This is a genomic window from Algoriphagus sp. (assembly GCF_024642405.1).
GTDB lineage: Bacteria > Bacteroidota > Bacteroidia > Cytophagales > Cyclobacteriaceae > Algoriphagus.
The window spans coordinates 1-22,510 of the sequence record NZ_JAHEBC010000016.1 but is presented as its reverse complement, the minus strand read 5'-3'; the positions used below and the strand labels follow the sequence as shown (position 1 = coordinate 22,510).

General features: G+C 36.5%; 25 protein-coding genes. 14 read left to right on the top strand and 11 right to left on the bottom strand.

Translation table 11 applies throughout. The annotated features are described in order from the left end of the window. Nucleotides 1-53: 53 nt before the first annotated feature. On the top strand, nucleotides 54-533 hold the full coding sequence (locus Q0L68_RS02595) for a hypothetical protein (RefSeq protein ID WP_296698966.1): 480 nt from the start codon (nucleotides 54-56) through the stop codon (nucleotides 531-533). Here Q0L68_RS02595 and Q0L68_RS02590 read toward each other — a convergent pair whose 3' ends face one another. Then, entirely contained in the window at nucleotides 534-1,019 is a 486-nt protein-coding gene (locus tag Q0L68_RS02590) for a cupin domain-containing protein (RefSeq protein ID WP_296698963.1), read from the bottom strand. A 1-nt stretch (nucleotide 1,020) separates the two neighbouring features. Next, the gene (gene wecB, locus Q0L68_RS02585; RefSeq protein WP_296698961.1) at nucleotides 1,021-2,118 is read right to left on the bottom strand and encodes a non-hydrolyzing UDP-N-acetylglucosamine 2-epimerase; all 1,098 of its coding nucleotides are present in this window, start codon (nucleotides 2,116-2,118) and stop codon (nucleotides 1,021-1,023) included. Between the two features lie 138 nt (nucleotides 2,119-2,256). Between wecB and Q0L68_RS02580 the strand changes: the two genes are divergently transcribed. Genes Q0L68_RS02580 through Q0L68_RS02570 form a run of 3 tightly spaced genes read left to right on the top strand, consistent with a single transcriptional unit; the run spans nucleotide 2,257 to nucleotide 5,151 of the window. Then, nucleotides 2,257-2,922, top strand: a complete 666-nt coding sequence (locus Q0L68_RS02580; protein WP_296698959.1) for a hypothetical protein — start codon at nucleotides 2,257-2,259, stop codon at nucleotides 2,920-2,922. Between the two features lie 4 nt (nucleotides 2,923-2,926). Continuing rightward, nucleotides 2,927-4,624, top strand: coding sequence for a capsule assembly Wzi family protein (locus tag Q0L68_RS02575; RefSeq protein ID WP_296698957.1), 1,698 nt, complete (start codon nucleotides 2,927-2,929; stop codon nucleotides 4,622-4,624). Between the two features lie 11 nt (nucleotides 4,625-4,635). Further along, a complete protein-coding gene (locus tag Q0L68_RS02570; protein ID WP_296698954.1) occupies nucleotides 4,636-5,151 on the top strand; it encodes an FKBP-type peptidyl-prolyl cis-trans isomerase in 516 nt (171 codons plus the stop codon). A gap of 64 nt (nucleotides 5,152-5,215) precedes the next feature. On the opposite strand, the gene Q0L68_RS02565 is transcribed toward Q0L68_RS02570, so the two are convergent. Together Q0L68_RS02565 and rlmH are read right to left on the bottom strand one after the other, a co-directional pair. Next, entirely contained in the window at nucleotides 5,216-6,031 is an 816-nt protein-coding gene (locus Q0L68_RS02565; protein WP_296698951.1) for a hypothetical protein, read from the bottom strand. Nucleotides 6,032-6,217: 186 nt separating this feature from the next. After that, on the bottom strand, nucleotides 6,218-6,691 hold the full coding sequence (gene rlmH / locus Q0L68_RS02560; RefSeq protein ID WP_296698948.1) for a 23S rRNA (pseudouridine(1915)-N(3))-methyltransferase RlmH: 474 nt from the start codon (nucleotides 6,689-6,691) through the stop codon (nucleotides 6,218-6,220). A 175-nt stretch (nucleotides 6,692-6,866) separates the two neighbouring features. On the opposite strand from rlmH, the gene Q0L68_RS02555 reads away from it, so the two are divergent. Beyond that, nucleotides 6,867-7,373 carry a fasciclin domain-containing protein gene (locus Q0L68_RS02555; RefSeq protein WP_296698945.1) on the top strand — a complete coding sequence of 169 codons (507 nt, stop codon included), beginning with the start codon at nucleotides 6,867-6,869 and terminating at the stop codon, nucleotides 7,371-7,373. Nucleotides 7,374-7,522: 149 nt separating this feature from the next. After that, nucleotides 7,523-7,909: a DUF2306 domain-containing protein gene (locus Q0L68_RS02550; RefSeq protein WP_296698942.1), complete on the top strand. Its 387-nt coding sequence runs from the start codon at nucleotides 7,523-7,525 to the stop codon at nucleotides 7,907-7,909. A gap of 96 nt (nucleotides 7,910-8,005) precedes the next feature. On the opposite strand, the gene Q0L68_RS02545 is transcribed toward Q0L68_RS02550, so the two are convergent. Further along, a complete protein-coding gene (locus Q0L68_RS02545) occupies nucleotides 8,006-8,479 on the bottom strand; it encodes a YcxB family protein (protein ID WP_296698940.1) in 474 nt (157 codons plus the stop codon). A 148-nt stretch (nucleotides 8,480-8,627) separates the two neighbouring features. Between Q0L68_RS02545 and Q0L68_RS02540 the strand changes: the two genes are divergently transcribed. Continuing rightward, the gene (locus Q0L68_RS02540; protein WP_296698937.1) at nucleotides 8,628-8,855 is read left to right on the top strand and encodes a hypothetical protein; all 228 of its coding nucleotides are present in this window, start codon (nucleotides 8,628-8,630) and stop codon (nucleotides 8,853-8,855) included. Here the strand turns inward: Q0L68_RS02540 and Q0L68_RS02535 are convergent. Together Q0L68_RS02535 and Q0L68_RS02530 are read right to left on the bottom strand one after the other, a co-directional pair. Further along, the gene (locus tag Q0L68_RS02535) at nucleotides 8,852-9,262 is read right to left on the bottom strand and encodes a transcriptional repressor (protein WP_296698936.1); all 411 of its coding nucleotides are present in this window, start codon (nucleotides 9,260-9,262) and stop codon (nucleotides 8,852-8,854) included. The genes Q0L68_RS02540 and Q0L68_RS02535 overlap by 4 nt on opposite strands. Before the next feature lie 92 nt (nucleotides 9,263-9,354). Further along, complete coding sequence (locus Q0L68_RS02530; protein WP_296698933.1) at nucleotides 9,355-11,841, bottom strand: zinc-dependent metalloprotease; 2,487 nt, start codon at nucleotides 11,839-11,841, stop codon at nucleotides 9,355-9,357. 153 nt (nucleotides 11,842-11,994) lie between these two features. On the opposite strand from Q0L68_RS02530, the gene Q0L68_RS02525 reads away from it, so the two are divergent. After that, nucleotides 11,995-13,110 carry an NAD(P)/FAD-dependent oxidoreductase gene (locus tag Q0L68_RS02525; protein ID WP_296698930.1) on the top strand — a complete coding sequence of 372 codons (1,116 nt, stop codon included), beginning with the start codon at nucleotides 11,995-11,997 and terminating at the stop codon, nucleotides 13,108-13,110. On the opposite strand, the gene Q0L68_RS02520 is transcribed toward Q0L68_RS02525, so the two are convergent. Then, the gene (locus tag Q0L68_RS02520; RefSeq protein ID WP_296698927.1) at nucleotides 13,107-14,003 is read right to left on the bottom strand and encodes a UbiA family prenyltransferase; all 897 of its coding nucleotides are present in this window, start codon (nucleotides 14,001-14,003) and stop codon (nucleotides 13,107-13,109) included. The genes Q0L68_RS02525 and Q0L68_RS02520 overlap by 4 nt on opposite strands. 92 nt (nucleotides 14,004-14,095) lie before the next feature. Between Q0L68_RS02520 and Q0L68_RS02515 the strand changes: the two genes are divergently transcribed. The 3 genes from Q0L68_RS02515 to Q0L68_RS02505 are packed head-to-tail and all read left to right on the top strand — an operon-like array spanning nucleotide 14,096 to nucleotide 16,763. Beyond that, complete coding sequence (locus Q0L68_RS02515; RefSeq protein WP_296698925.1) at nucleotides 14,096-15,172, top strand: type III polyketide synthase; 1,077 nt, start codon at nucleotides 14,096-14,098, stop codon at nucleotides 15,170-15,172. Then, nucleotides 15,172-15,876 (top strand): methyltransferase domain-containing protein, encoded by a 705-nt coding sequence (locus Q0L68_RS02510; RefSeq protein ID WP_296698923.1) that lies wholly within the window; start codon nucleotides 15,172-15,174, stop codon nucleotides 15,874-15,876. Before Q0L68_RS02515 ends, Q0L68_RS02510 begins: the two co-directional genes overlap by 1 nt. Before the next feature lie 29 nt (nucleotides 15,877-15,905). Next, nucleotides 15,906-16,763 carry a mechanosensitive ion channel domain-containing protein gene (locus Q0L68_RS02505; protein WP_296698920.1) on the top strand — a complete coding sequence of 286 codons (858 nt, stop codon included), beginning with the start codon at nucleotides 15,906-15,908 and terminating at the stop codon, nucleotides 16,761-16,763. A gap of 192 nt (nucleotides 16,764-16,955) precedes the next feature. Here Q0L68_RS02505 and Q0L68_RS02500 read toward each other — a convergent pair whose 3' ends face one another. From Q0L68_RS02500 to Q0L68_RS02490, 3 genes are all read right to left on the bottom strand, one after another. Further along, nucleotides 16,956-17,648: a nitroreductase family protein gene (locus Q0L68_RS02500; protein ID WP_296698918.1), complete on the bottom strand. Its 693-nt coding sequence runs from the start codon at nucleotides 17,646-17,648 to the stop codon at nucleotides 16,956-16,958. A 53-nt stretch (nucleotides 17,649-17,701) separates the two neighbouring features. After that, nucleotides 17,702-18,532, bottom strand: a complete 831-nt coding sequence (locus Q0L68_RS02495) for a hypothetical protein (RefSeq protein WP_296698916.1) — start codon at nucleotides 18,530-18,532, stop codon at nucleotides 17,702-17,704. 124 nt (nucleotides 18,533-18,656) lie between these two features. Beyond that, nucleotides 18,657-18,848 carry a hypothetical protein gene (locus Q0L68_RS02490; RefSeq protein ID WP_296698913.1) on the bottom strand — a complete coding sequence of 64 codons (192 nt, stop codon included), beginning with the start codon at nucleotides 18,846-18,848 and terminating at the stop codon, nucleotides 18,657-18,659. Between the two features lie 128 nt (nucleotides 18,849-18,976). On the opposite strand from Q0L68_RS02490, the gene Q0L68_RS02485 reads away from it, so the two are divergent. From Q0L68_RS02485 to purE, 3 genes are read left to right on the top strand one after another with little or no spacing between them, the layout of a single operon-like run. Continuing rightward, nucleotides 18,977-20,746 carry a DNA mismatch repair protein gene (locus tag Q0L68_RS02485; protein ID WP_296698911.1) on the top strand — a complete coding sequence of 590 codons (1,770 nt, stop codon included), beginning with the start codon at nucleotides 18,977-18,979 and terminating at the stop codon, nucleotides 20,744-20,746. Nucleotides 20,747-20,797: 51 nt separating this feature from the next. Beyond that, the gene (locus Q0L68_RS02480; RefSeq protein WP_296698908.1) at nucleotides 20,798-21,940 is read left to right on the top strand and encodes a 5-(carboxyamino)imidazole ribonucleotide synthase; all 1,143 of its coding nucleotides are present in this window, start codon (nucleotides 20,798-20,800) and stop codon (nucleotides 21,938-21,940) included. Continuing rightward, a complete protein-coding gene (purE, locus tag Q0L68_RS02475; protein ID WP_296698905.1) occupies nucleotides 21,940-22,455 on the top strand; it encodes a 5-(carboxyamino)imidazole ribonucleotide mutase in 516 nt (171 codons plus the stop codon). The genes Q0L68_RS02480 and purE overlap by 1 nt, the downstream gene beginning before the upstream one ends. Nucleotides 22,456-22,510 lie beyond the last annotated feature (55 nt).

Below are 22,510 nucleotides of genomic sequence, written 5' to 3'. Positions count from 1 at the left end.
GGGCTCCTGAAAGGGAGCCTTTTTTCTTAACTTATTAACTATTAAATTGGTTTATGAAAAGATTATTCCTTGCTCTTGTATCAAGCATTTTATTTTTATCCTCCTGTACGAAAGATGATCCAACACTTTGTTGTACAGTGGTGGATATAGGTCTAGATCTAACAATTAGTGATGCTTTGGGAAACGATTTATTGGACAGAAACAATCCAAAAGCTTTTAAGGAAGAGCACATTCGCCTATTCTATATGGAAAATGGGGAAAAAGTAGAAAAGGTACATACAGCCTCTCGCAACTTTTTCATTTTTAAAGATGAACAAAATGATCAATTTGTAATTCGTGTATTTCTTGGTGGTGATTACCCTATAGGAGAGACGATCATCGAGTGGAATCATAACGAGAGTGATTCGTTTTTGACAGAAATTGAAAAATTCGATAATGGAAGCTTAATTCTTCGCAAGGTGTGGTATGAAAACGACTTAGTTTATGATACCGGAACTTCCACTGGTCGAGCATTTATTGAATTGAAAAAATAACTAGGTTAGCCTTTTTATGATTTCCTTTGAATTTGGATATAATTTGAAAAGCTGATCCTCAGAAAATAATTCAAAATCCTTAAAATCAAATCCTGGCGAGACAACACAAGATACTAATGCATAACTTCCAAGTTCGTCTACTGAACTGCCGAATATCTTTTTTGCTTGGACAAGGTGTTGAGGGTTAGAGCCTGAACTATTTAAAGGACCAAGGGATAATTGATGATGTTTGCCATTATCTAAAACATGAATGGTAAGAGGGCTTCCTTCATGCCAAAACCAATGTTCGTCACTTTGGATTCTATGGAACTTTGAAACGTTGTTAGAAGTCAAAAGGAAATAAATAACTGTAGATAGATTTCTTTCCCCATTTGGAGTTTTTATAGAGCTAGCCGATCTATATGTCTCTTTATAAAATCCTCCCTCTGGATGGGGAAGAAGGCCTAATTCCAAAACTAGTTGATTTACTCTTTCTTGAGTTTTCATTTTAGTTTGGATATTTTTCGAGAAGAATTTTTACAATTCTTTTGGCAGTATTCCCATCCCACAATGGAATTCCTTGGTATTTTTTCCAATCGCCTTTCATTACTTTCTCCAAATAAGGTTTCAATTTGGCAGGATCTGTTCCGACGAGTTCATTAGTACCCAAATGAATGGTCTCTGCTCTTTCAGTATTGTCTCGAAGGGTGATGCAAGGCACATTCATGACAGATGCTTCTTCAGTGATTCCTCCTGAATCTGTAATCACTCCTTTGGCATGTTTTACTAGATAATTGAATTCAAGATAGCCTAGTGGTTCTGCCATGATTAGGTTAGAAGATTGAATACCAATTGCTTGGAGATTTTTGGCAGTTCTCGGATGAACTGGAAAAATTATCGGAAGCCCTTGAGTTCCCTCTAAGATCGCATCGATCATGGCTTTTAACTTATGTTCCTGATCTACATTAGCCGGACGATGCATCGTCATGACAAAATACTTTCCGGCTTCTAGGTTGTCAAAGATCTCGCCTTCTGGCTTTTTGAATCTTGCCATTTGGGCTAAAAGTGTATCGATCATGGTATTTCCAACATAATGGATTTTTTCTTCCGAAAATCCACTATTTCTTAAGTTGGTATTTGCTATTTCTGATGTTGTGAAAAAATGATCAGTGATGCTATCAGTTACCATTCGATTGATTTCTTCAGGCATGCTTAAGTCACCAGACCTGATCCCACCTTCTACATGAGCTACATCGATTTGAAGTTTTTTGGCCGTGATAGAACAGGCCAAAGTGCTGGTGACATCCCCAACAACCAAAACCAAGTCAGGTCGATATTCCATCAACTCTTTCTCAAAAGCAACCATAATAGCAGCAGTTTGCTCAGCTTGCGTTCCTCCTCCTCCGCCAAGATTTGCATCAGGTTCGGGAATATTAAGTTGTTCAAAAAAGTCTCCTGACATTTTTTTATCGTAATGCTGACCTGTATGGACAAGACGAAATTTGACAGGCAACCCCTCTTTTTGTTGATTTTGAAGGGCATGAATAATAGGTGCGATCTTCATGAAATTCGGCCGTGCACCAGCGACTATGGTAAAATTACCCATAATTGAAATTGAAAATTTATTCAAAAATAAAGATTACTTATTGCCCTCCTTCAGAAAAATAGGAAAGTTTCTATAATCCTCATTTGGCTGGTTTTTTGTTTCTTTGTGCAGTACATTTTTATATGCAAATTATAATTCATGGTGTTACGCACTTGGTCTAGTAACTGGTTTACCCTTCCAGTCTTGATTTTCTTGGGTTTTCTTTGGTCGTGCAGTGAAACTTTGGAATCTGAAAATACCGTTTATTCAAACGATTTTTCAGATTTGAATTTGGCTGGTTTTGAGAATGGAAGACTGTTTGTTTTTGGTAATGATACAATTGCAGGGTATTATCATAATGAGGAGGTTGCTGTTAATGTTTCTGACCTTCCATCGCACAATTTACTCAAAGTGACCGTAGAAATAATAGTTCATGATAGTTGGGACGGCAATCCCGATGATGGGATATCAGGACCCGATTTCTGGTTTTTTGGTATAGATAACCAAGAAGTTTTCAGAACTACATTCTCTAACTCTCCTTGTGCGCCGACATATTGCCTCTATCAATCATATCCTGCTACTTTTTTTAGACAGAATGTTCCAAAATCTGGTGCTATTCAGACTAATTTGCCAGGGCTCTGTATTTTTGGTGCATTCAATAATTATAGTACTAAATACAGCATCTCAAAAATTATAGATCATAGCAACCCTACTGCGAGAATTTATATGAATTCTGATTTAGTACAAGATAATAGTCCAGATCCTATTTGTGATGAATCCTGGTCTATTTCTAAAATTGAAATCACAGCACTCACACTTAATTAATCCTATGAAAATGCTTGTGAGAAAAAATATTTTGCTCGGATTGATCTTGTTGCTTGGGTTTGAATCTTCATATGGACAAACTGTACCAGTAGGGATGCCCTTGTTAGATCAATATTTAAGAAGAGCACAATTACTGGGATTGGTAGATTCCAGTTCTTCTTTTATGATTCGTCCGCTATATCCCACTGAAGCTTTTGGATTTAAGAATGGGTTTGATTTAGACAGCTCAGTAGTGGATATAGATAATTCTAGGATTCATAGATATTTTGGAAAAGAAAATAAGGGCAAATTATTAGCCCTTCCCGCTGTTTTGAAAGCTCAGTACAATTCTACCTATGCTTTTGGAGTAAACGATGGAGCATTTATTCCAAATCGGGGAATTCAAACTATCCTTAGCCCGGGAGTTTATGCAGAATATGGGAACTGGAGTTTTCAATTTCAGCCAGAAATTTTAATTGCTCAGAACAAAGATTATATCGGTTTCCCTATTGAGCATCAGGCAACTATCCTTTTTTATTATGAATATATGAACCGTATTGATATGCCGGAGCGATTTGGAGATTCGGGGTATAACAAGGTTTATGGAGGACAATCAAGTTTAAGGTTTAATTTGAATGATGTTTCTCTGGGAGTTTCAACAGAAAATCTTTGGTGGGGACCTGGAAGAAGAAACTCCTTATTACTGGGAAGTAATGCTCCTGGATTCTTGCATTTCACCTTGAACACAAGAAAGCCTATTCAAACAAAGATTGGATCATTTGAAGGCCAAATGATAGCAGGATTTTTAAAGTCCAGCGGATTTTTGCCACCATTATATGATTATAATATTCAGGAAAATCCTGTTTATATACCCAAACCTGAAGACAATAAAAGATATGTTTCTGGGTTGATTTTCACCTATCAGCCAAAATGGGTTCCAGGTTTATTTCTTGGTTATGGATCTGTAAATCAAATGTATCGGAATGAGGTCTCAACTATCGGCGATTTACTGCCTGTGTTCAATGGAAGGAAAGGACCTGAAAATATACTTGATCCAACTAGAGAAAAAAGACAACAATTCAGTTCTGGGTTTTTCAGATGGATGAGTCCGGCTGGGCACTTTGAGTTTTATGGTGAATATGGCACCAGAGGGAATAACAGGAAATTAGAGGACTTTATGATTACGCCAGAGTCTGGAAGAGCTTTTACATTTGGGTTTTCTCATCTGATGAGTTTAAAAAAACCAGGTCATTTTCTTCAGATAAGTTCCGAAATGACTCAAACAGGCCAAACTATTCGTGAGGATATTAGAGATTTAAAGACCTGGTATATTCATGATCACGTCCGTGAAGGATATACGCACAATGGACAAGTACTTGGTGTTGGGAATGGTCCTGGAAGTAATGTCATTTTTGTAGAGTTTGCTTGGGTTAATAAAATGAATCGTATTGGTTTCCAGATGGAGCGAATTGTTTACAACAATGATTTTTATTATTTCCGATATGAAGCTTCCAAAGACTGGAGAAATAAATATGTGGACCTGGTTCCTTCTCTTATAGGGGATTGGAAACTTGGAGATTTCCTCCTGAGCGGGAAAATGCAATACGTTAACACCTTAAATTATAAGTGGTTCTTAGAAAATCAACCTGACCAATATTTTGTTCCGGGCTATGATAGAAAGAATTTTGTGGCACAAATCGGAGTGGCCTATCTATTTAGATAAAGTATTATTTTATGAAAGTCGAAAAAAATAAAGTGATTGGGATTGCTTATCAACTTAAAGTAGATGATGGGGAATCCGGTATGGTGGATTATGAGAATGTGTCAGAAAATCAGCCTTTCCTTTTCCTATTTGGGACTGGAGCAGTTTTCCCAAAATTTGAAGAAGCTTTGGAAGGAAAGTCAATAGGAGATGAATTTTCCGTTTTTATAGATTTTGAAAATGCATATGGAGATTATTACGAGGAAAGGAAAACAATCATACCAAAGACAAATTTTAAGCAGGAAGGGAAAAAGTCAAAAGATTTACTCAAGGTTGGAGCGGTAATCCCTATGCAAGATGATAAAGGGAATCAAGTCAAAGGAGAAATTACGAAGATCGATTACATGGGAGTGCACATGGATTTTAATCCACCTTTGGCGGCACATGACCTTCAGTTTGATGGAAAAATAGTATTGATTAGAGAGGCTCAGCCAGAAGAGATAGATCATGGTCATGTTCATGGACCTGATGGACACCACCATCATTAATATTTAAAAAATAATGCCCTTAAAGAAGGGCATTTATTTTTTCAAGATATTTTTTGAGTAATAACTATTTTACATCGTAGCCATATACTTTATAGGCTTGCTCAATCGCTAATTCACGTAGGTTTTTAATTCTTTCAGAGTCATAAAGGATCATGGCTTTTGAAAGTTGTTTCGAGGCCAATCCAAAAGATTGCTCATTAAAATGCGTAATGGCATCATTATAATATTGAAGACCTGCCAATTGAGTTAAAGAAACTTTTCTAAAGATTGCATGATCTGACAAATCTATTTCTGGATTGCCTAACCTTTGGGTAAGAGAACTCAATTGAGCGAATTCCACCGGCTTATAACTATCTAAATATGCCTGAACATCTGATGGACGTGTAATCATTCCACCGATAGGCAAGGTACTTTCTAAAATTATGGTTTCTTCCTCAACATTGACAACAATGAACACATGATAATCGGTTTCTACTATAGAATAGTCATATCCGTATCGGTCCAGTAGCATTCCTAAGGTTGCAGATCCACTAACACAATCAAATTTACCTTCTTGTAACATGTCGTTGAAAGTAGAGTGCTTCACGTAGGTCTTTAACAAAGATTGATGTGATTTTTGGAAAATGTGCCTTAAGAAATTGTATTCACTTTTTGTTTTAGTCTTTTTTTGATCTAATTCTTCAACTAGTTCATTCCATTTTTGCTCATGAATTTCTTTGGCATGAACAGCCGTAAAAAGATTTAGAGGATTTGATTGGGCCTCTTTCCATATTGACTCTTCCTTTTGAGTTTCAAAAAACAGCTCCTCATTTGGATATAACTTATCCTGGGCTAAAGTAAAGTTACTAAGCCCAAGAATCATTAAATATGTGAGGATCATATGTTTCATCTTGCATGAAGCCTATGTTAATCAGATTGTGTAAAGTTAACAATTTGGTAACATTAGCAAAAAAAAAGACAAAAAACTTAACATTGGGGTAATTCTTAAAAAAATGTTGGCTTTTGTTAAAAGTGGAATTGCACTTTTATGGATTGGTGCTCAATTGCAATGGGTTCCTACAAAGCGCTATTCATGGTGGTATGGTTCGTTCCGAAGTATAGTAAAGCCTCTGTATAGCTGCTCGATGAAAAATGGACGGATCATTTGATGTGAAAAAGTCATTTTGGACAAAGAAATTTTCCCATTAGACCTGGAATAGACTTCCTCCGAAAAACCATATGGGCCTCCAATAACAAAGACTAATTGCTTTAAACCTGAATTCATTTTTTTCTGAAGAAATTCAGAAAAATCCATCGAGCTATAACTTTTACCCCGTTCATCCAACAAAATTAATTGATCTGATGTGGTTAATTTTTTTAAGATCAACTCACCCTCTTTTTCTTTTTGAAGAGTCTCAGAAAGGGATTTTGTGTTTTTAAGATCAGGAATAACTTCAAAATCAAACTTTATATAAAAATTTAAACGCTTGCTGTATTCATCTATAAGAGAGATGATAGCTTGATTATCTGTTTTCCCAATAGCGATCAATCTAATTTGCATTCCTAAATATCTGATATTCCAATTATCAATTCTATTATATACAAGTATTATCCACAATTACCTTTCAAATAAAATAACTTATAAAATACTGGATTTTAAAAAATTAAAAAAAAATTATATACAATAGTTGTTCATACACATATAAACCAGTATTAACTATTACTAATTATCAATTATGAAAAAACTAGGAACAGTATTTATGCTTGCAATGCTAATTGTAGCATCTTCATTTACTACAAAAACAAATTCAGTACATGAAACAAAAATTGATGCTGACATTGTAGACTTGGCAGTATCACAGGATTTTTTAACAACTTTAGTAGCTGCTGTGAAAGCAGGCGATTTGGTTGATGTTTTAAAAGGTGATGGCCCATTTACAGTTTTCGCTCCAACTAATGAAGCATTTGCAAAGTTGCCAGCTGGTACTGTAGAAACTTTATTAAAGCCAGAAAACAAAGCACAATTGGTTAAAATCCTTACTTACCATGTAGTACCTGGCAAGGTGATGTCAACTGATCTTAAAAATGGTCAAACGGCAAAAACTGTAGAAGGAAGTACTATCAAAGTAACTTTGAAGGATGGAAAAGCTATGATTAACAATGCAACAGTTACAGCAGCAGACATTATTGCTGACAATGGTGTTGTTCACGTGATCGATACAGTGATTATGCCTTCTATGTAATTCAAGTTTAATCTTGATTAAAAGCCTATCTTCGGATAGGCTTTTTTTTGTACTTGCTTTTCTAGCTTTATTAAATAAAAACTCAAAACCACCTAATTATGAATAACCTATATTTAATTTTCTTTTAGCCATCTTATTTAAGCCACTATATGAGTTATTTAACTTTATTATACCTCCATTTGGCTACGGTAACGCCATGTATTTTTATCGGTGCTTTTTTGTTGATTGTCAAAAAAGGAACAGGAATCCATAAAAATTTGGGTAGGATTTATATGGTTTTGATGTTGGTTACTGCTAGTATTACGCTATTTATGCCAGCAGAGGTTGGCCCCCAGTTTTTGGGACATTTTGGTTGGATTCATCTATTTAGCATCCTGACAATTTATACTGTTCCCACTGCTTATTCGGCTATAAAAAATGGAAATATTAAGACACATAAAAGAAAAATGATTTTGCTCTATTTTGGAGCGATTATCATAGCAGGAGGATTTACTTTGACCCCAGGTAGATATTTGAATGATTTGTTTTTTGGGTAAAAAAATCTAAAAATAAATACTTTGATAGTAATTAAAGGACTCTAATAGCAAAATGACATATAAGAAAAAACCTTCCATTTTCTGGAAGGCTTAAGGCTATTTGATCAATTCTTTTCTCTTTAGTATTGTCTCCATAAACTTCCTCTCGTTCTCTGAATTAAAGATTCGGAATGGAAGGTGGATAAACTGGGCTTTCGAAAGATATAATACGTAGGCATCTTTTTTCACTTCCGCTTTTTTGATCATATTCCATTGCACAGGCATGCCCTGTCTCGTATTAATCTTCATCAGAATTTGCCTGCTGTCGATTTCGTAAGCAAGTTTTTCAAAGATGGTTTTGTTTTGTTCCATCTGGGTTACTCCTGTAAATTGAATCGCCCAAAATAAAACATAAAGTCCGTATGCAATCAAGGCTCCAATAATCCACCAAATAGAAGGAATCCAGAAATAGCCACACATAATGGCCAGTGCTATTGGAATTACCCACCATTGCTCTTTGAGAATATGGATCAATCCCATTTTGATATAAGTTCCTGTTTCCAGTTGGTATTTTTTAGTCTTTACTATCATCACTTTTATTTTCAGTGCGCAAATATCCTAGTATCCGAGGGATTAAACAAGTCGAATAAAATCATAAAATCATGATTTATATTAAACAATTTGCCAAAGGGATTGATTTAAAATGAGTATTGGATTATCTTTTATAAAATTTTTAGCCATGAGTAGTTTAGTAATAGATCTGGTGCTCTGTGGGTTGGCTTATGTGATTCTAATTTATTTCGTAGCCACCTTAACTCGCAACTCCCTGAAAAAGCGAGACCGTAACGGAGATGATGGAGATGGAGGAGTGGAAGACTTGACACCTCCCAAAATAGATTTGCCCCCTGGTGTAATCTGGCCATCAGACGCGCCTAGGAATTCGAGACCCGAGCCAGTGGAGTTTTAATGACATTTTTCGCAGATTCCCTGCACCAACAGACTCATTTCTTTTTTTTGAAAACCAGCGGGAAGTTTTATAGATGGAAGTGTGATAGATTCTAAACAAGTTGTTTCCCCGCAGATTTCACATTTAAAGTGAACATGTTCATGGCTATGTTCTTCATGCTCTTCGTGTGAGCAAAGTGCGTATTTTGCACCTCCACTATCATCGAGAACTTTATGAATTACATCTTTATCTACAAAAGTTTTTAAGGTACGGTAGATAGTTACTCTGTCAAATTGATTATCAAGACTATCTTCCAAGTCAGAATGTGCCAAAGCCACTTGCTTTTCCAGAAATTCACGAATGATTTCCAGTCTGCAGTCTGTAATTCGCAGTTTATGACTTTGTAATATGGAATGAGGACTTGACATTAACTTTTTTTGGAACATTAAATTACAAGAAAAAAATTCCATTTAAATGAAAGAGGCCCCAGAAAGGAGCCTCTTCGTTAGTTTTATCTTACTTATTTTGGATCTAAAATAGCATCGATTCTAGCCGAAAGGTCTTCTAAATGAAGCTTTGACATATTATCAGAAGTCCTGGAAATAGCAGCATTTACCTGTCTTTGCAGAGTTTTTAATTCTCCCCTTACCACAGGGCGAATATCTGACTGTGAAGCATTAATCTGAGGTCCCACAAATCTTCTAAAAGCAGCAGAAACCGAAGGTTCATCTTCAGTCAGTAAATACTCTAACCGCTCGATATGGGCTCTTTGAAGAGCTCTTCTATGTACATCGATGGTTTGTCCTGAGGCAAGTTCTGTCCAGATACCTTTTCTCAAATCACTGAATAATTCAGTCATCGTATAGGCCTCTGATCCATTCAGCGCTTCGTTTTCAATGACTCTTCCTAATCTTCCCCATTCTAAAACTCCATTCAAAGTATTGGCCTGAACGCCTCTGATTCTTTCTAAAGCACCGAAATCATCAATTCTTGAGAAAATGGCGTCATCCATTAACCAAGCTGGACTGGCGAATAATTCTTTGTTTAAGAATTCCACAGCTGACTTTTGAATTTCTTTTGAAGTATGAATATAAACTTGCTCGTCCTGCCCAGCTGATTTATAGATTTCAGCAACACCACCAATATTGGTTCTTACATGTCCCATATAGCGATTGTACTGAGTTACAACCTGACCATACATTTCTTCCAGGTCATCATAATCCTTGAAAGGCTTTCCTTCTTCTTTTGTCCACTCTTCTAGATTTGGTACAATTCTTTTCAGGTTAGCAATACCATATTCAGAAGCTTTCATGGAGTTATCTCCCAAGTCTTCTGATTGAGCAGTAGGGTCATAGCTGTTTCCTTGTCTTCCATATCTATAAATTGGATCACCATTTTTAGAAGTTATCCATTCGTCAAGAGTCAATTGCTCTTCTTCAGGAGTTGAGGCATCTAGGATAGGCCTGTAACCCCAAGCGATTGCATATTTATCGTATGGACCGACGTTAGGCATCAAGCTTACTCCTTCGTCACCTGGTTGTGCGATATAATTGAAACGTGCATAATCCATTATGGAAGGAGCCGTTCCCATTTCTTTTGTAAACTCTGCATCTCTCAACTTTTCAACTGGGTAAGCATGAGATGAAGCAAAGTTATGAGGAAGGCCTAAAGTATGACCCACTTCATGAGAAGAAACAAAACGAATTAGTCTTCCCATTACTTCATCATCGAATTTGACATTTCTAGCATCTGGGTTAATTGCGGCAGTCTGAATAAAGAACCAGTTTCTCAACAAGTTCATTACGTTGTGATACCATCCAATGTCAGATTCTAATATTTCACCTGTTCTTGGATCAGAAACGTGAGGGCCATATGCATTCTGGATATCAGATGCAAAATATCTGATTACAGAATAGCGTGCATCTTCAGGACTCCAATCAGGATCTTCTTCTTTGCTTGGAGCTCTTTTAGCTATTATGGCATTCTTGAAACCTGCTTCTTCAAACGCTGCTTGCCAATCTTCCACACCGGCAATTAGGTGAGGAACCCATTTTTCTGGAGTCGCTGGATCGATGTAATATACAATTTGCTTCTTTGGTTCAACTAGTTCACCTCTTTTGAATTTCTCAATATCTTCTTCTTTCACCTCTAATCTCCACCTGTCCAAGAAAGTTCTGTTGGCTGCTTTTTGAGCATCTGATCCATAATCGACGATAGATCTACTGAACCATCCCACTCTTCTATCTCCTAATCTTTGCATCATAGGCTCTTCAGGAAGTAAAATCATGGAAGAGTTCATCTCCAGTGTAATTAGCCCGGTAGAGCTATTTGAAGGAGGCTCGGCAGCAGCATAGGTTAATATATATCGAGCTTCAATATTGATTGGATAGGTATGAATGTGATCGATATAAGATCTGTCTGTATCTAGTCTTGATACTTTGAATCCTGTCCTTCTGTTTCTTGGTAATCCCAATGCCTGTACATCTTTACTAAAAAGATCCGTAGCTTCAATCACTACGCCGGTGGAGTCTGTAGATTTTGATTTAACATCAAATTTCTGAAGAATAGGCTCTAAATTGGAATTTTTTACAGCCATGGAAATAGGTAAGGAATCAGCGGCAAAGTTGTTTACTGAGACAACTTTCAGTAATACATCATCATTATTCTTTTCCCATCTTAGCATCAAGGTGTTTGTTCTTTCCCCCCCATAACCGATTCCATCTGCAGTTTTTGCAATGGTAGTGACCATCAGCATATCTTTCCCAAACATAGATTCTGGGATCTCATAAAAATATTTATCATCGATCTGATGAACCTTGAAAAGGCCATCTTTAGATTTGGCACTTTTGGTAATTACCTCAGAATAAGGCTTTGGTCCTGATTGTGAACCATTTGAAGGCCTGGCTGGTGGAGTAGTGACTGCAGGCTCATTTTTGGAATTTTTTTTCTTTTTCTTTTGCGCAAAAGAATCTTCAGCATGGGTAAAGATTCCTAATACGCAAATCATTAAGATAAACCTCCGAAATAATTTGGGTAGCATATTTTTTTATTAGTTTAAACTTTTAATTGCAATCAAAAATAACCTTGATTTTCACTTAAGGTTGATCCTTAAAACTTAATTTTTGATAAGCGGTTTAATCTTAGAGTTAAAGGTAAATCTTTGAGCAAATCAAATTCAATAATCATCGTAGGAGGAGGCCTAGCAGGTTTGATTTCTGCCTATACGCTTGCCAAGAATGGCAGGGAAGTCACATTGATTGAAAAAAAAATCTATCCTTTTCATCGGGTTTGCGGGGAATATGTTTCCAATGAGGCACTTGGATTCTTGAAACGAGAAAGACTAATTCCTTCTGACCTAGAACTTCCTGCTATTGAAAACTTTCTTTTTTCAGATACTTTGGGAAATTCTGTTTCTCTTCCCCTGGACCTCGGCGGTTTTGGAATTAGCAGATATGAGTTTGATGATTTTTTATTCAATAGAGCAAAAGAGGTAGGAGTGAATTTCCTGACTGGAACACAGGTATTTGATATTAATTTCTATGCAAAAGAAGACCATTTCAAAATTGAATTATCCGATAGCTCTATTCATACTTCGAAACATGTAATAGGAGCTTTTGGAAAAAGATCAAAGTTGGATAAAGTTCTTAATCGGCCATTTATTGAAAAAAGAAGCCCTTTTATTGGGGTGAAATATCATGTAAAAACTGATGAGTCTAGAAATACAGTGGCTCTGCATAATTTTGAAGGGGGGTATTGTGGAATTAATGCTATCGAAGATGACAAATTCAATATTTGCTATCTGGGGAGTCGGGATCAACTTCGAACTTTTGGCTCTATTGAAGAGATGGAAAAAAATGTATTGTGGAAAAATCCCTTTCTGAAGAAATTATTTACAGAAAGTGAGTTCTTGTTAGAGAAACCTGAAGTCATAAATGAAATTAACTTTGAACCCAAAAAGCTTGTAGAAAATCATATTATTATGACTGGAGATGCAGCGGGACTGATTACGCCACTTTGTGGAAATGGAATGGCGATGGCAATACAATCCGGAAAAATCGCTGCTGAGGCTATTTTATCAAATCAAGATAGAAGTGGAATAGAGGGTAAATATGAAGAAGAATGGAAAAAGCTTTTTCAAAGAAGACTTTGGGTGGGAAGGAAAACACAATTGCTTTTTGGAGCAAATAAGAGTTCTATACTAGCAGGGAAATTGATCAAAAACTTTCCAGGCATTGCAAAGATGATCCTTAAAAACACCCATGGAAAGCCATTTTAGAATCCAAATGCTTGCAAAATCTGGGTGTTTTCAAAAAAGTAATAAATAAAGAAAGTATTGAGAAATAGTGCAGAAATCACATTCATTCCCATTGCCCAGCTGTAGGAAGCGTATTTTACAGGGTTTGTTCTGATAAAACTAAACCAAATCAGAAAATACAGAATAATAGGTGCCATAGCTCCTAAATAAATCCACAAAATAGCTTCTTGATTTTTGTCTATAAAGTACCAGGCAAATGCAAGCCCGGTGAGTATAAAGAAAATATTGGCAAAATAGAAAGTACCTTTTATTCCCAGCTTCAAACTTAAAGTTAAATCACCTCTTCTTGAGTCTTCGCCATGCTGGTAGACCTGTGTCAAGGGATAAGATCCCCAAAGCATTAAACTTGTGAGAAGACCTGGAATGATCACGTGAGGTTTCACTAATGTGGACCAATTCAAATTGCTTAATCCGGCATATGCCATGGCAAATGTAAAATACCCTTGAAAGAACCCGGCAATAAACCAACTAGCCCAAGGGTATTTTTTTATGCGGATTGCAGGATGACTATATGCCATACTTACCAATCCATACACAAGAACCATGCTTGCGAATTCCCAATTTATCTGTAATCCAATCAGAATGGCGATTGCAAAAAATACCATGGATAACCAAAATAAATCTGGAGTGACTTTGGGAGGAGTTTTCAAACCTCCGATACTTTCTTCGTCCCGATCGAAAAAGCTATTATACCCGTTACTAGATGGATAGAGGAATAAATGAAGTGCTAAAAAGACCCATAAAATTCTTGACTCATTGAGATTTGGGGTTAAAGCCAATGCAAAAAAGAAGACAGGCATCAAGAATAATGAAAATGGTATTCTAAGATGTCTTAAACTTGAAACGGTAATCATATCGTAGTTGTAATTGCTTCTGTAACTTTATCTAAATGGGAAGGTTGTTATTGCAGGCAGTCAATTTAGAAAATATCCTTTAACTTGATCTTATGAATTCTAGTATCGTTAGTATTGGTCTTGCCAATCCAGGTCTACCCATCAAGCAGGCCTCCATAGCAGGTTTTATGAAATTTGCCCATCAACTCGATGATGATGAGGGGAGAAAGCTGCGATTTTTGTATAGAAAATCTGGAATCGAAACAAGACATAGCGTTTTATTGGATTTTGAGAAAAAAGATCCAGGAGATTTTACTTTTTTTCCCAATAACAACGAATTAGCACCGTTTCCGAGAACTAAGTCCAGAATGGGGGTATTCACTAAGACCGCTCCTCAATTGGCTTTTGAGGCGTCAAAACAGTGTTTGAATAAAGTATCCATCGAAGCCAAAGAAATAACTCATTTAATCTTGGTTTCCTGTACCGGAATGGTCGCTCCAGGGGTAGAACTTGAGCTAATGAATTTATTGGGTTTAGGTGATTCTGTGGAGCGATATTGTATCCATTTTATGGGTTGTTATGCGGCATTTACTGGGCTGAAATTATCAGACAAAATTCTTAAAGCTGAGCCTGATGCCAATGTTCTTTTAGTTTCGGTTGAGCTATGCACTTTACATTTTCAAAAGGAATATGTGGAGGATAATATTTTAGCGAATTCACTTTTTGGAGATGGGGCAGCAGCTGCATTAGTTAAGAATTCCGATTCAGGTTTAAGAATCAAATCCTATATGAGTCAGGTGATCCGGGAGGGAGAAAAAGATATGGCTTGGGGAATAGGAGATTTTGGTTTTGAAATGAGGTTGAGTAAATATATCCCCTCGCTTTTGGATCAGGGGATACACCAATTAAAAGAAATATTTGAAAAAAGGTTTAAAGTTTCACAAATTCAGAATTTTGCAATCCATCCTGGAGGAAAGCAGATATTAACCAAAGTACAGGAGGCTTTTGGACTGGCACCTAAAGTTAACTCTCACGCTTTAGAAGTTCTCAGAAATTTTGGGAACATGTCATCTGCGACGATACTTTTTGTATTAGAAAGAATGCTTCATGATCCTTCTGTCTCCGGGGATATTCTATCGCTTGGGTTTGGACCTGGATTGACCTTAGAAACTCTTCATTTGGAAAAATAATGGGAAAATTCTCTCAAAGAAGCACCGAAAAAGAGTTGATGGATGATTTAGACTGCTCTGGTGAAGAATTAGCGCAGACATTAAAAGAGCTCAAGACGATAAATAAGTGGTTGGGAGGTAATTATGTCACCACCAATGGGATTTCAAAAATTTTTCAAAAATATCCTAAAGATTCCTATTCAGTAGCAGATATTGGATGTGGTGGGGGAGATATGATTCGAGTAATGTATGATTGGGCAAAGAATCAAAAAAAACAGGTTAGTTTTGAAGGCATCGATGCCAACAGGAACATTATTGACCTTGCTTCGGTTAGGTTAGCAGACTTACCCGAAATTTCCTTTAAAGTTCAGAACGTTTTCGATACTGAGTTTTCAGAAGAAAAAGTAGATATTTCTACTTGCACGCTCTTTACACATCATTTTACAGACAGTGAGTTGACAGGACTATTGAAGTCTTTGAAGGCAAAATCTAGGTTGGGAATTGTAATCAATGATCTACATAGACATTGGTTTGCTTTTTACAGTATTAAATTCCTAACCAATTTATTTAGCAAGTCGGCAATGGTTCAGAATGATGCCTCTTTATCTGTTTTGAGAAGTTTTTCAAAGAATGATTGGGAAAATATCCTCCAAAAGGCAGGAATAACTGACTTTAGGATTAGTTGGCATTGGGCTTTTCGCTGGCAAGTGAACATTTTATTTTAGTAAAACATCAACCAAAAACAATTTTAAAAATGGAAGAATTTGGAATTTCTAAGGAAACTACGGACGCTCTATATGCTGATGGAATTAGTCTTGCCATAAGTATTGGCTTAAGGATCATTGGAGCCCTACTTTTTTACTTTATCGCGAAATTTATAGTCAATAAATTATTAAAAGGACTCAAGAAATTTTTAGAGCAAAGAGATGATGCTCCATCTTTAAACGAGTTTCTTTACGGACTTTCGAAGCTTCTCTTATATGTGATTATGTTCGGGGGCGTATTGATGATCCTCGGCGTACCTGCAAGTTCTTTCCTAGCTATTTTTGGTGCTGCAGGCCTTGCCATTGGTTTAGCGCTACAAGGATCTCTTTCCAATTTTGCAGGTGGACTTTTAATCCTCGCATTTAAGCCATTTAAAGTAGGTCATGTAGTTGTTGCCCAAGGTCATACGGGTACCATTAATAAGATTCAAATATTATATACTCATATGATGACCTTCGACAATCAGGAGGTGATTATTCCAAATGGTAATCTGGCAAACTCGGATATTATCAATATGAGTACGCAAGAAACAAGAAGGGCTGAGTTAAAGGTTGGAGTAGCTTATGGAACCAATATTAAGCAGGCAAAGGAAATCATAGAAAATATTTTTGAAAATGATCCAAGAGCCTTAAAAGATCCAGCTCCTTTTGTGGCTTTAAATAATTTCGGGGACAGTTCTCTAGATATAATTGTAAGAGTGTGGGCAAAATCAGCTGATATGTGGCCCATGTATTTTGCTGGTATGGAAGCTATCAATACCGAATTTGAAAAACATGGAATTGAAATCCCATTCCCACAAAGGGTGGTTCATCAGATCAAGGCAAAAGCCGCTGAAGAAAATTCCTAAACATCGTATTTCAAAAATTAAGGCGATCCATTTGATCGCCTTTTTCATTTAAAATCTAAAATGTATATCCGGTATTGTACCAGTAATAATCTAAAGCGACATAGAATTCGGTAAATTGAAAAGAAATCGATTCTTCGGTCTTCCGTCATCGGTCTTCGAGCCAGTAAAACAAAGAAATTAAGCATACTGGCATCATTGCGGATAATCGTAAAATCTAATTATGATTTCTTCAAGTGGCTTCCTATGAATGTCTGGAACGTAGGTTTCTGCCTTAGGATACCCCACAGGTACAAGAAGAAATGGTTTTTCTTGAGAAGGGCGATCCAAAAGTTTACTCAAAAAATTCATAGGGCTGGGGGTATGAGTTACCGCTACCAAACCAGCTTGATGGATAGCTGCAATTAAAAAACCGCAGGCTATTCCCACTGACTCACTTACATAATAGTGTTGAACTTTTTCCCCATTTTCCATTCCATAGGATTGCTTAAAGACTACAATCAAGTAGGGAGCTTCCTCTAAGAATGGTTTTTCCCAATTCGTACCTAAAGGCTTTAAATCCGCTTTCCAAGTATCACTCATTCTTCCTCCGTAACTTATTTTTTCTTCTTCTTCTGCCGCTTGCCTTATTTTTTTTTTCATTTCAGGATCTGAGATTAGGCAGAAGGTCCAGGGCTGTTTGTGAGCACCAGATGGTGCCGTACTTGCGGTTTTGATAATATTTTCAATGACTTCCAACGGTACTGGCCGGGTATCAAACTCCCTGACGGTTCTTCTTTGATCCATTTGATCAAAGAAATCCCGGGACTTTTCAAGCATTTCTTTTGGGGATAATTGTGGTCTTTCATATCGAATATGATCATGACCTGAAATCTTTTTCTTTTCCATAAAATAAAAACGGCTACCTCGAAAGATAGCCGTTTTTGAGAAAATGAAATATTTTAATCGAATGTGATGTTTTTGACCCCTCCCGGATAAGTGATGGTTGCATCTTTATCGCATGCTCCAGTTCCATAATCCAAGGTCATTTTTATTCCGATGTAAGTGAATTCAATTTGACCACTTGTTGGATTGTAAACTCCGGATTCAATACAACTTTGAGTAATTTCCAAAGGATCAATAATTGTTGAAGTAAAAGCTTTTCCATCCTTACTATTACCGCTTGCTGTGCCGGTTATAGAACCTTCATAGCCAGTACTTGTCAGTGTCACAATTCTCTCTTCTGTTGTATTTATTGTAACAAAACCACCATCTGGGAAGGTGACTTTTCCATTTTCAATCTTTACAGCGAGTGTTATTGAATTGGCAAAAATGTCAAGTTTAGTATTTGTGATGGTTCTTGTTCCTTCGATTTTATATCCATTCACTTCATACCCCTCAAAAGTAGTCTCGATGTTTGCACCAGGTACTAAAAGAGCTCCCGAATATTTGATCAATATTTTTCCTTTTCTATTTACACCATTTGGACTTACGCAACCATTTCCAAAATCAATAGAGATAGTCTTTATCTCCTGATCTTTTATTATTACTACTGAGGAGCAATAATCTCCATAAGCGATATTAGATTTTCTTGAACTAAGCCCCAAATCTTCAAGAGCGGACAGAGTTAGGTTGTCTAAGTCTTCAATTTTTTGGTTTACATCGGATATTTCTACAATAATAGAGGTATCTACTACCACCGGATCATTATCATCTTTAGATGAGCAAGAAAAGCCAATTATTGCTGATAGAGCAATGAGCAGAAATGGCAGAAATTTCAATTTTGAATACATTGTGTTAAGGGTTGAGATGAAAAGTTGAATCTATAGGATAGGCTTTAAAAATCGTGCCGAATTGGAAATTGTATAAATTTTGGGTTTCAAGCGTAAAAGTAAACAAATCCCTTATTAAATGAAACTAGGCTTCTTTTTCATCATTTGGCTCAGATTTTTTGATTTTGGAAATTTTAGTTTTTCCTCCCACACACCCAATATTTTGTGTAAAAGGAATATAATCGGGGAGTATGCCCATTCCTTTTCCAATATCCCACTCTTCCATAAAATTTTCAATATTTTGGGCTGAGGATTCTTTTTGTTTCTTCTTCTTCAAAATGTCTGAGTCATTAGATTTTTTCTCAATATATATGGAATTAAAACGAAATAATCTTACATGTATTTGATTGTCAACCCTTAAAAATAATACTTTTTCAAGGAAGGCTCGATGTGCTATCTTTGGGCATGAAGGGATTTGATTTTAATACCGAAAGGCTTTCAGAAAAGATAACTGAAGCAAATAGAAAATCAGGAAGTATTTCATTTTTAAGATTGGTGATATTTTTAGTTATCGGAGTAACCGGTGTTCTAACAATTTCGCAGACTATTTTATGGATTTTACCTTTCTTTCTTTTCATCTCTTTCTTTGTATTCTCTATTCAGAAATATAATTTTTTGAAAGATCAAAAGTCTATTTATGAAGCTTTACAACTCATATTAAACAGAGCTGAACAAAGGAAAAGCCGAAAGCTAGAAGAGATAGAAGGTGGACATGAATTTCAAGATAAAGCGCATCCATTTGCGAATGATTTGGATTTATTTGGAGACCATTCTCTTTTTCAGCTAGTTAACCATACGGTTTCTAAAAAAGCAAAAATCAAATTGGCAGATTTGATAAAATCTTCATTTGATCAGGGAAACGCCAAAAAGTTTCAAGAGGCTAGTAATGAACTTTCGAAGATTCCCGGATTTTTGGATGCAATGGAAAGTAGTGGCATTGCCTTTTACTCTGAAGAAAAGCCTTCTTCAAATTGGCAAAGCTTCCTCGGGAAAAAAAGGGAGATTCCTGTCATTCTAACAATTCTAACTGTATTGGGACCTTTGGTAGGACTGGTTTTAATTACTTTAGTGAGTATTGGTATTATTCCAGGAGCATTTTTGGGAATTTGGATCTTGTTAGGACTTGCTCCCCTTGGTTATGTTTTCAAAAATTTGAAGGAAGCTTCGGAAAAACTACCATCCCGAATGCAATTGAAAGCTTATTCAACTTGGTTATTTGAACTTGAAAAGATGAGGTTTAATTCCCCTCTTCTGAAAGAAAAACAGAAATTGATTTTGACCGAAAAGGAAAGCGCATCTCAACTTTTTCAACAACTTGATAAACTGGGATTATGGATTGACAACAGGTTAAATATTCTTTACATCCCGATAAACCTTCTCTTGTGGACAGATTTACTATTGGCCAGGAAACTTCAATTGTGGATAAACAAGCATGGAGAGGAAATTTCTAAAATTCCCGAATTGTTGGAAGATTGGGAAATTTTGGTTTCGCTTGGGGCTTTTGAAAAAGAAGTAGGTACTGACTGTAATTTAGTTTGGGAGTCGAAGCAAATATTAAAATGTACTGAAATTACACACCCGCTGATAGATCCAGAAAAGGCCGTTTCCAATGATTTTCAATTGGGTGATTTAAGAAACTTCATTTTGTTGACTGGAGCGAATATGAGTGGAAAAACCACTTTTATGCGAACCCTGGGAATCAATGCCGTAATGGCAAATATCGGTTTAAATCCATTTGCCAAGGAATTTACTTTGGGAGACGTCCAATTATATACCAGCATGAGGAATACTGATAATTTAGGTGAAAGTGTCAGTTCTTTCTATGCAGAGTTGAGTCGGATTCATACATTGATCGAACGTCTGGAAAATGGAGAGAAAATATTTTTCCTTTTGGATGAGATATTGAAAGGGACCAATACAGAAGATAGAATTGCTGGGAGTGAAGCCTTGGTAAAACAAGTTTCGAAGACCTCTGCATTAGGAATAGTTAGTACTCATGATATTGAACTTTCCGCATTGGAAGGTAAAATTGAAGGTGTTGAAAACAGGAGTTTTCATTCGGAAATTTTAGACGATACTATCAATTTTGATTACAAACTCAAGGTAGGGCCCTGTCCAAGTTTCAATGCTCATAAATTAATGGAGTTGATGGGAATAAGATTTCAGGAAAAATAAAGGTTTTTTCCTTCCCCCATATTCTCGTATTTTCGTGATTCAAATTTTGCTATGACTCAATCATCTAAATCACCAATATTAGGAGTCCTCGGTGGAGGGCAGTTGGGAAGAATGCTTATCCAATCTGCTATCAATTACAATCAAGATATCCACATTTTGGATCCTGATCCAAATGCTCCTTGCAAAGACCTTTGCCAGAAATTTTCGGTAGGTTCATTAAAGGATTTTGATACTGTTTATTCATTTGGAAAGGAATGCGATGTCATAACTGTTGAAATTGAAAGTGTTAATGCAGAGGCACTTATAAAACTCCAAAAAGAAGGAAAGAAAGTTTATCCACAGCCTGAGATTCTGAAACTTATTCAGGATAAGCGGGAACAAAAGCAATTTTATCAACAGAATAATATTCCTACTGCTGAATTTATTTTAACGGCTGACAAATCGGAAGTTATCCACAATAAAAGCTTCCTCCCAGCGGTGAATAAATTGGGAAAAGAGGGTTATGATGGCAGAGGGGTTCAGATATTAAAATCTGAAAAAGATCTTGAAAATGCATTTGATGCTCCTGGACTACTGGAGAAACTAATTGATTTTGATAAAGAGATTGCAGTGACGGTCGCTAGAAATGAGGATGGGGATTTGATCGTATATCCCGCTGTGGAATGTGCTTTTCATCCCACGGCAAATCTGGTTGAATTTCTATTTGCTCCTGCTGAGATTTCAAATGAAATTGAGGAAAAAGCCAAGGAGATAGCTAAAGATGTCATTTTGAAATTGGGTATGGTAGGTATTTTAGCCGTAGAAATGTTTGTCACCAAGGAAGGTGATGTGTTGGTGAATGAAATTGCACCTAGGCCTCATAATAGTGGACATCATACAATTGAGGCAAACTTCACTTCTCAGTTTGAGCAACATTTACGCTCAGTCATGAATTGGCCTTTGGGGAATCCGGATTTAAGATGTCCTGCTGCCATGATTAATTTGCTGGGTGAAGAAGGATTTACAGGGCTTGCAGTTGTAGAAGGGCAAGAAAAAGCCTTGGCAGAAAAGGGAGTTTACATCCATTTGTATGGGAAAAAATTAACAAAACCCTTCCGAAAAATGGGACATGTGACAGTGGTAGATGAGGATGTCTCTAAGCTTAAAGCAAAAGCAATGAAAATAAAGGATCTTATAAAAATCAAATCCATCTAATGAAACCATCAGTAGGAATTATCATGGGAAGCCAGTCTGATTTGCCAATCATGGCAGAAGCTGCTCAGTTTTTAGAAGAAATAGGGGTTGAATATGAATTGACAGTGGTTTCTGCCCACAGGACTCCACAGAGGATGATTGATTACGCAGAATCAGCTAGATCCAGAGGGTTAAAAGTAATTGTTGCCGGGGCTGGTGGTGCTGCACATTTACCGGGAATGGTAGCCTCCTTGACAAGTTTACCAGTTATTGGGGTACCAATTTTAAGTTCTAATTCTATAGACGGATGGGATAGTATTTTATCCATTCTTCAAATGCCATCTGGGATTCCGGTGGCTACTGTTGCATTAAATGGAGGTAAAAATGCTGGCATCTTAGCGGCATCCATTGTTGGCTCTTTTGACTTAGAAGTGGCAGATAAGATGGATAAGTTTAAGTCAACTTTGAGAGAAAAAGTAGAGGCCTCAGCAACTCAAATAGAAGAGAAAGGCTGGAGAGAAATTTTGAAGAAATAAAAAATGCGGCTTTTTGCCGCATTTTCCTTTATATGGACTGGAAGAAACCAATTCG

Excerpts from the sequence above, each read along its gene's own strand:
- Q0L68_RS02495 (WP_296698916.1), bottom strand. The coding sequence starts at position 18,532 with ATGTATTCAAAATTGAAATTTCTGCCATTTCTGCTCATTGCTCTATCA.
- Q0L68_RS02595 (WP_296698966.1), top strand. The coding sequence starts at position 54 with ATGAAAAGATTATTCCTTGCTCTTGTATCAAGCATTTTATTTTTATCC.
- Q0L68_RS02515 (WP_296698925.1), top strand. The coding sequence starts at position 14,096 with ATGAATTCTAGTATCGTTAGTATTGGTCTTGCCAATCCAGGTCTACCC.
- Q0L68_RS02520 (WP_296698927.1), bottom strand. The coding sequence starts at position 14,003 with ATGATTACCGTTTCAAGTTTAAGACATCTTAGAATACCATTTTCATTA.
- purE (WP_296698905.1), top strand. The coding sequence starts at position 21,940 with ATGAAACCATCAGTAGGAATTATCATGGGAAGCCAGTCTGATTTGCCA.
- Q0L68_RS02550 (WP_296698942.1), top strand. The coding sequence starts at position 7,523 with ATGAGTTATTTAACTTTATTATACCTCCATTTGGCTACGGTAACGCCA.
- Q0L68_RS02530 (WP_296698933.1), bottom strand. The coding sequence starts at position 11,841 with ATGATTTGCGTATTAGGAATCTTTACCCATGCTGAAGATTCTTTTGCG.
- Q0L68_RS02510 (WP_296698923.1), top strand. The coding sequence starts at position 15,172 with ATGGGAAAATTCTCTCAAAGAAGCACCGAAAAAGAGTTGATGGATGAT.
- Q0L68_RS02500 (WP_296698918.1), bottom strand. The coding sequence starts at position 17,648 with ATGGAAAAGAAAAAGATTTCAGGTCATGATCATATTCGATATGAAAGA.
- Q0L68_RS02590 (WP_296698963.1), bottom strand. The coding sequence starts at position 1,019 with ATGAAAACTCAAGAAAGAGTAAATCAACTAGTTTTGGAATTAGGCCTT.
- wecB (WP_296698961.1), bottom strand. The coding sequence starts at position 2,118 with ATGGGTAATTTTACCATAGTCGCTGGTGCACGGCCGAATTTCATGAAG.
- Q0L68_RS02575 (WP_296698957.1), top strand. The coding sequence starts at position 2,927 with ATGAAAATGCTTGTGAGAAAAAATATTTTGCTCGGATTGATCTTGTTG.
- Q0L68_RS02480 (WP_296698908.1), top strand. The coding sequence starts at position 20,798 with ATGACTCAATCATCTAAATCACCAATATTAGGAGTCCTCGGTGGAGGG.
- Q0L68_RS02545 (WP_296698940.1), bottom strand. The coding sequence starts at position 8,479 with ATGATAGTAAAGACTAAAAAATACCAACTGGAAACAGGAACTTATATC.
- Q0L68_RS02565 (WP_296698951.1), bottom strand. The coding sequence starts at position 6,031 with ATGATCCTCACATATTTAATGATTCTTGGGCTTAGTAACTTTACTTTA.
- rlmH (WP_296698948.1), bottom strand. The coding sequence starts at position 6,691 with ATGCAAATTAGATTGATCGCTATTGGGAAAACAGATAATCAAGCTATC.
- Q0L68_RS02555 (WP_296698945.1), top strand. The coding sequence starts at position 6,867 with ATGAAAAAACTAGGAACAGTATTTATGCTTGCAATGCTAATTGTAGCA.
- Q0L68_RS02570 (WP_296698954.1), top strand. The coding sequence starts at position 4,636 with ATGAAAGTCGAAAAAAATAAAGTGATTGGGATTGCTTATCAACTTAAA.
- Q0L68_RS02535 (WP_296698936.1), bottom strand. The coding sequence starts at position 9,262 with ATGTCAAGTCCTCATTCCATATTACAAAGTCATAAACTGCGAATTACA.
- Q0L68_RS02540 (WP_296698937.1), top strand. The coding sequence starts at position 8,628 with ATGAGTAGTTTAGTAATAGATCTGGTGCTCTGTGGGTTGGCTTATGTG.
- Q0L68_RS02580 (WP_296698959.1), top strand. The coding sequence starts at position 2,257 with ATGGTGTTACGCACTTGGTCTAGTAACTGGTTTACCCTTCCAGTCTTG.
- Q0L68_RS02485 (WP_296698911.1), top strand. The coding sequence starts at position 18,977 with ATGAAGGGATTTGATTTTAATACCGAAAGGCTTTCAGAAAAGATAACT.
- Q0L68_RS02505 (WP_296698920.1), top strand. The coding sequence starts at position 15,906 with ATGGAAGAATTTGGAATTTCTAAGGAAACTACGGACGCTCTATATGCT.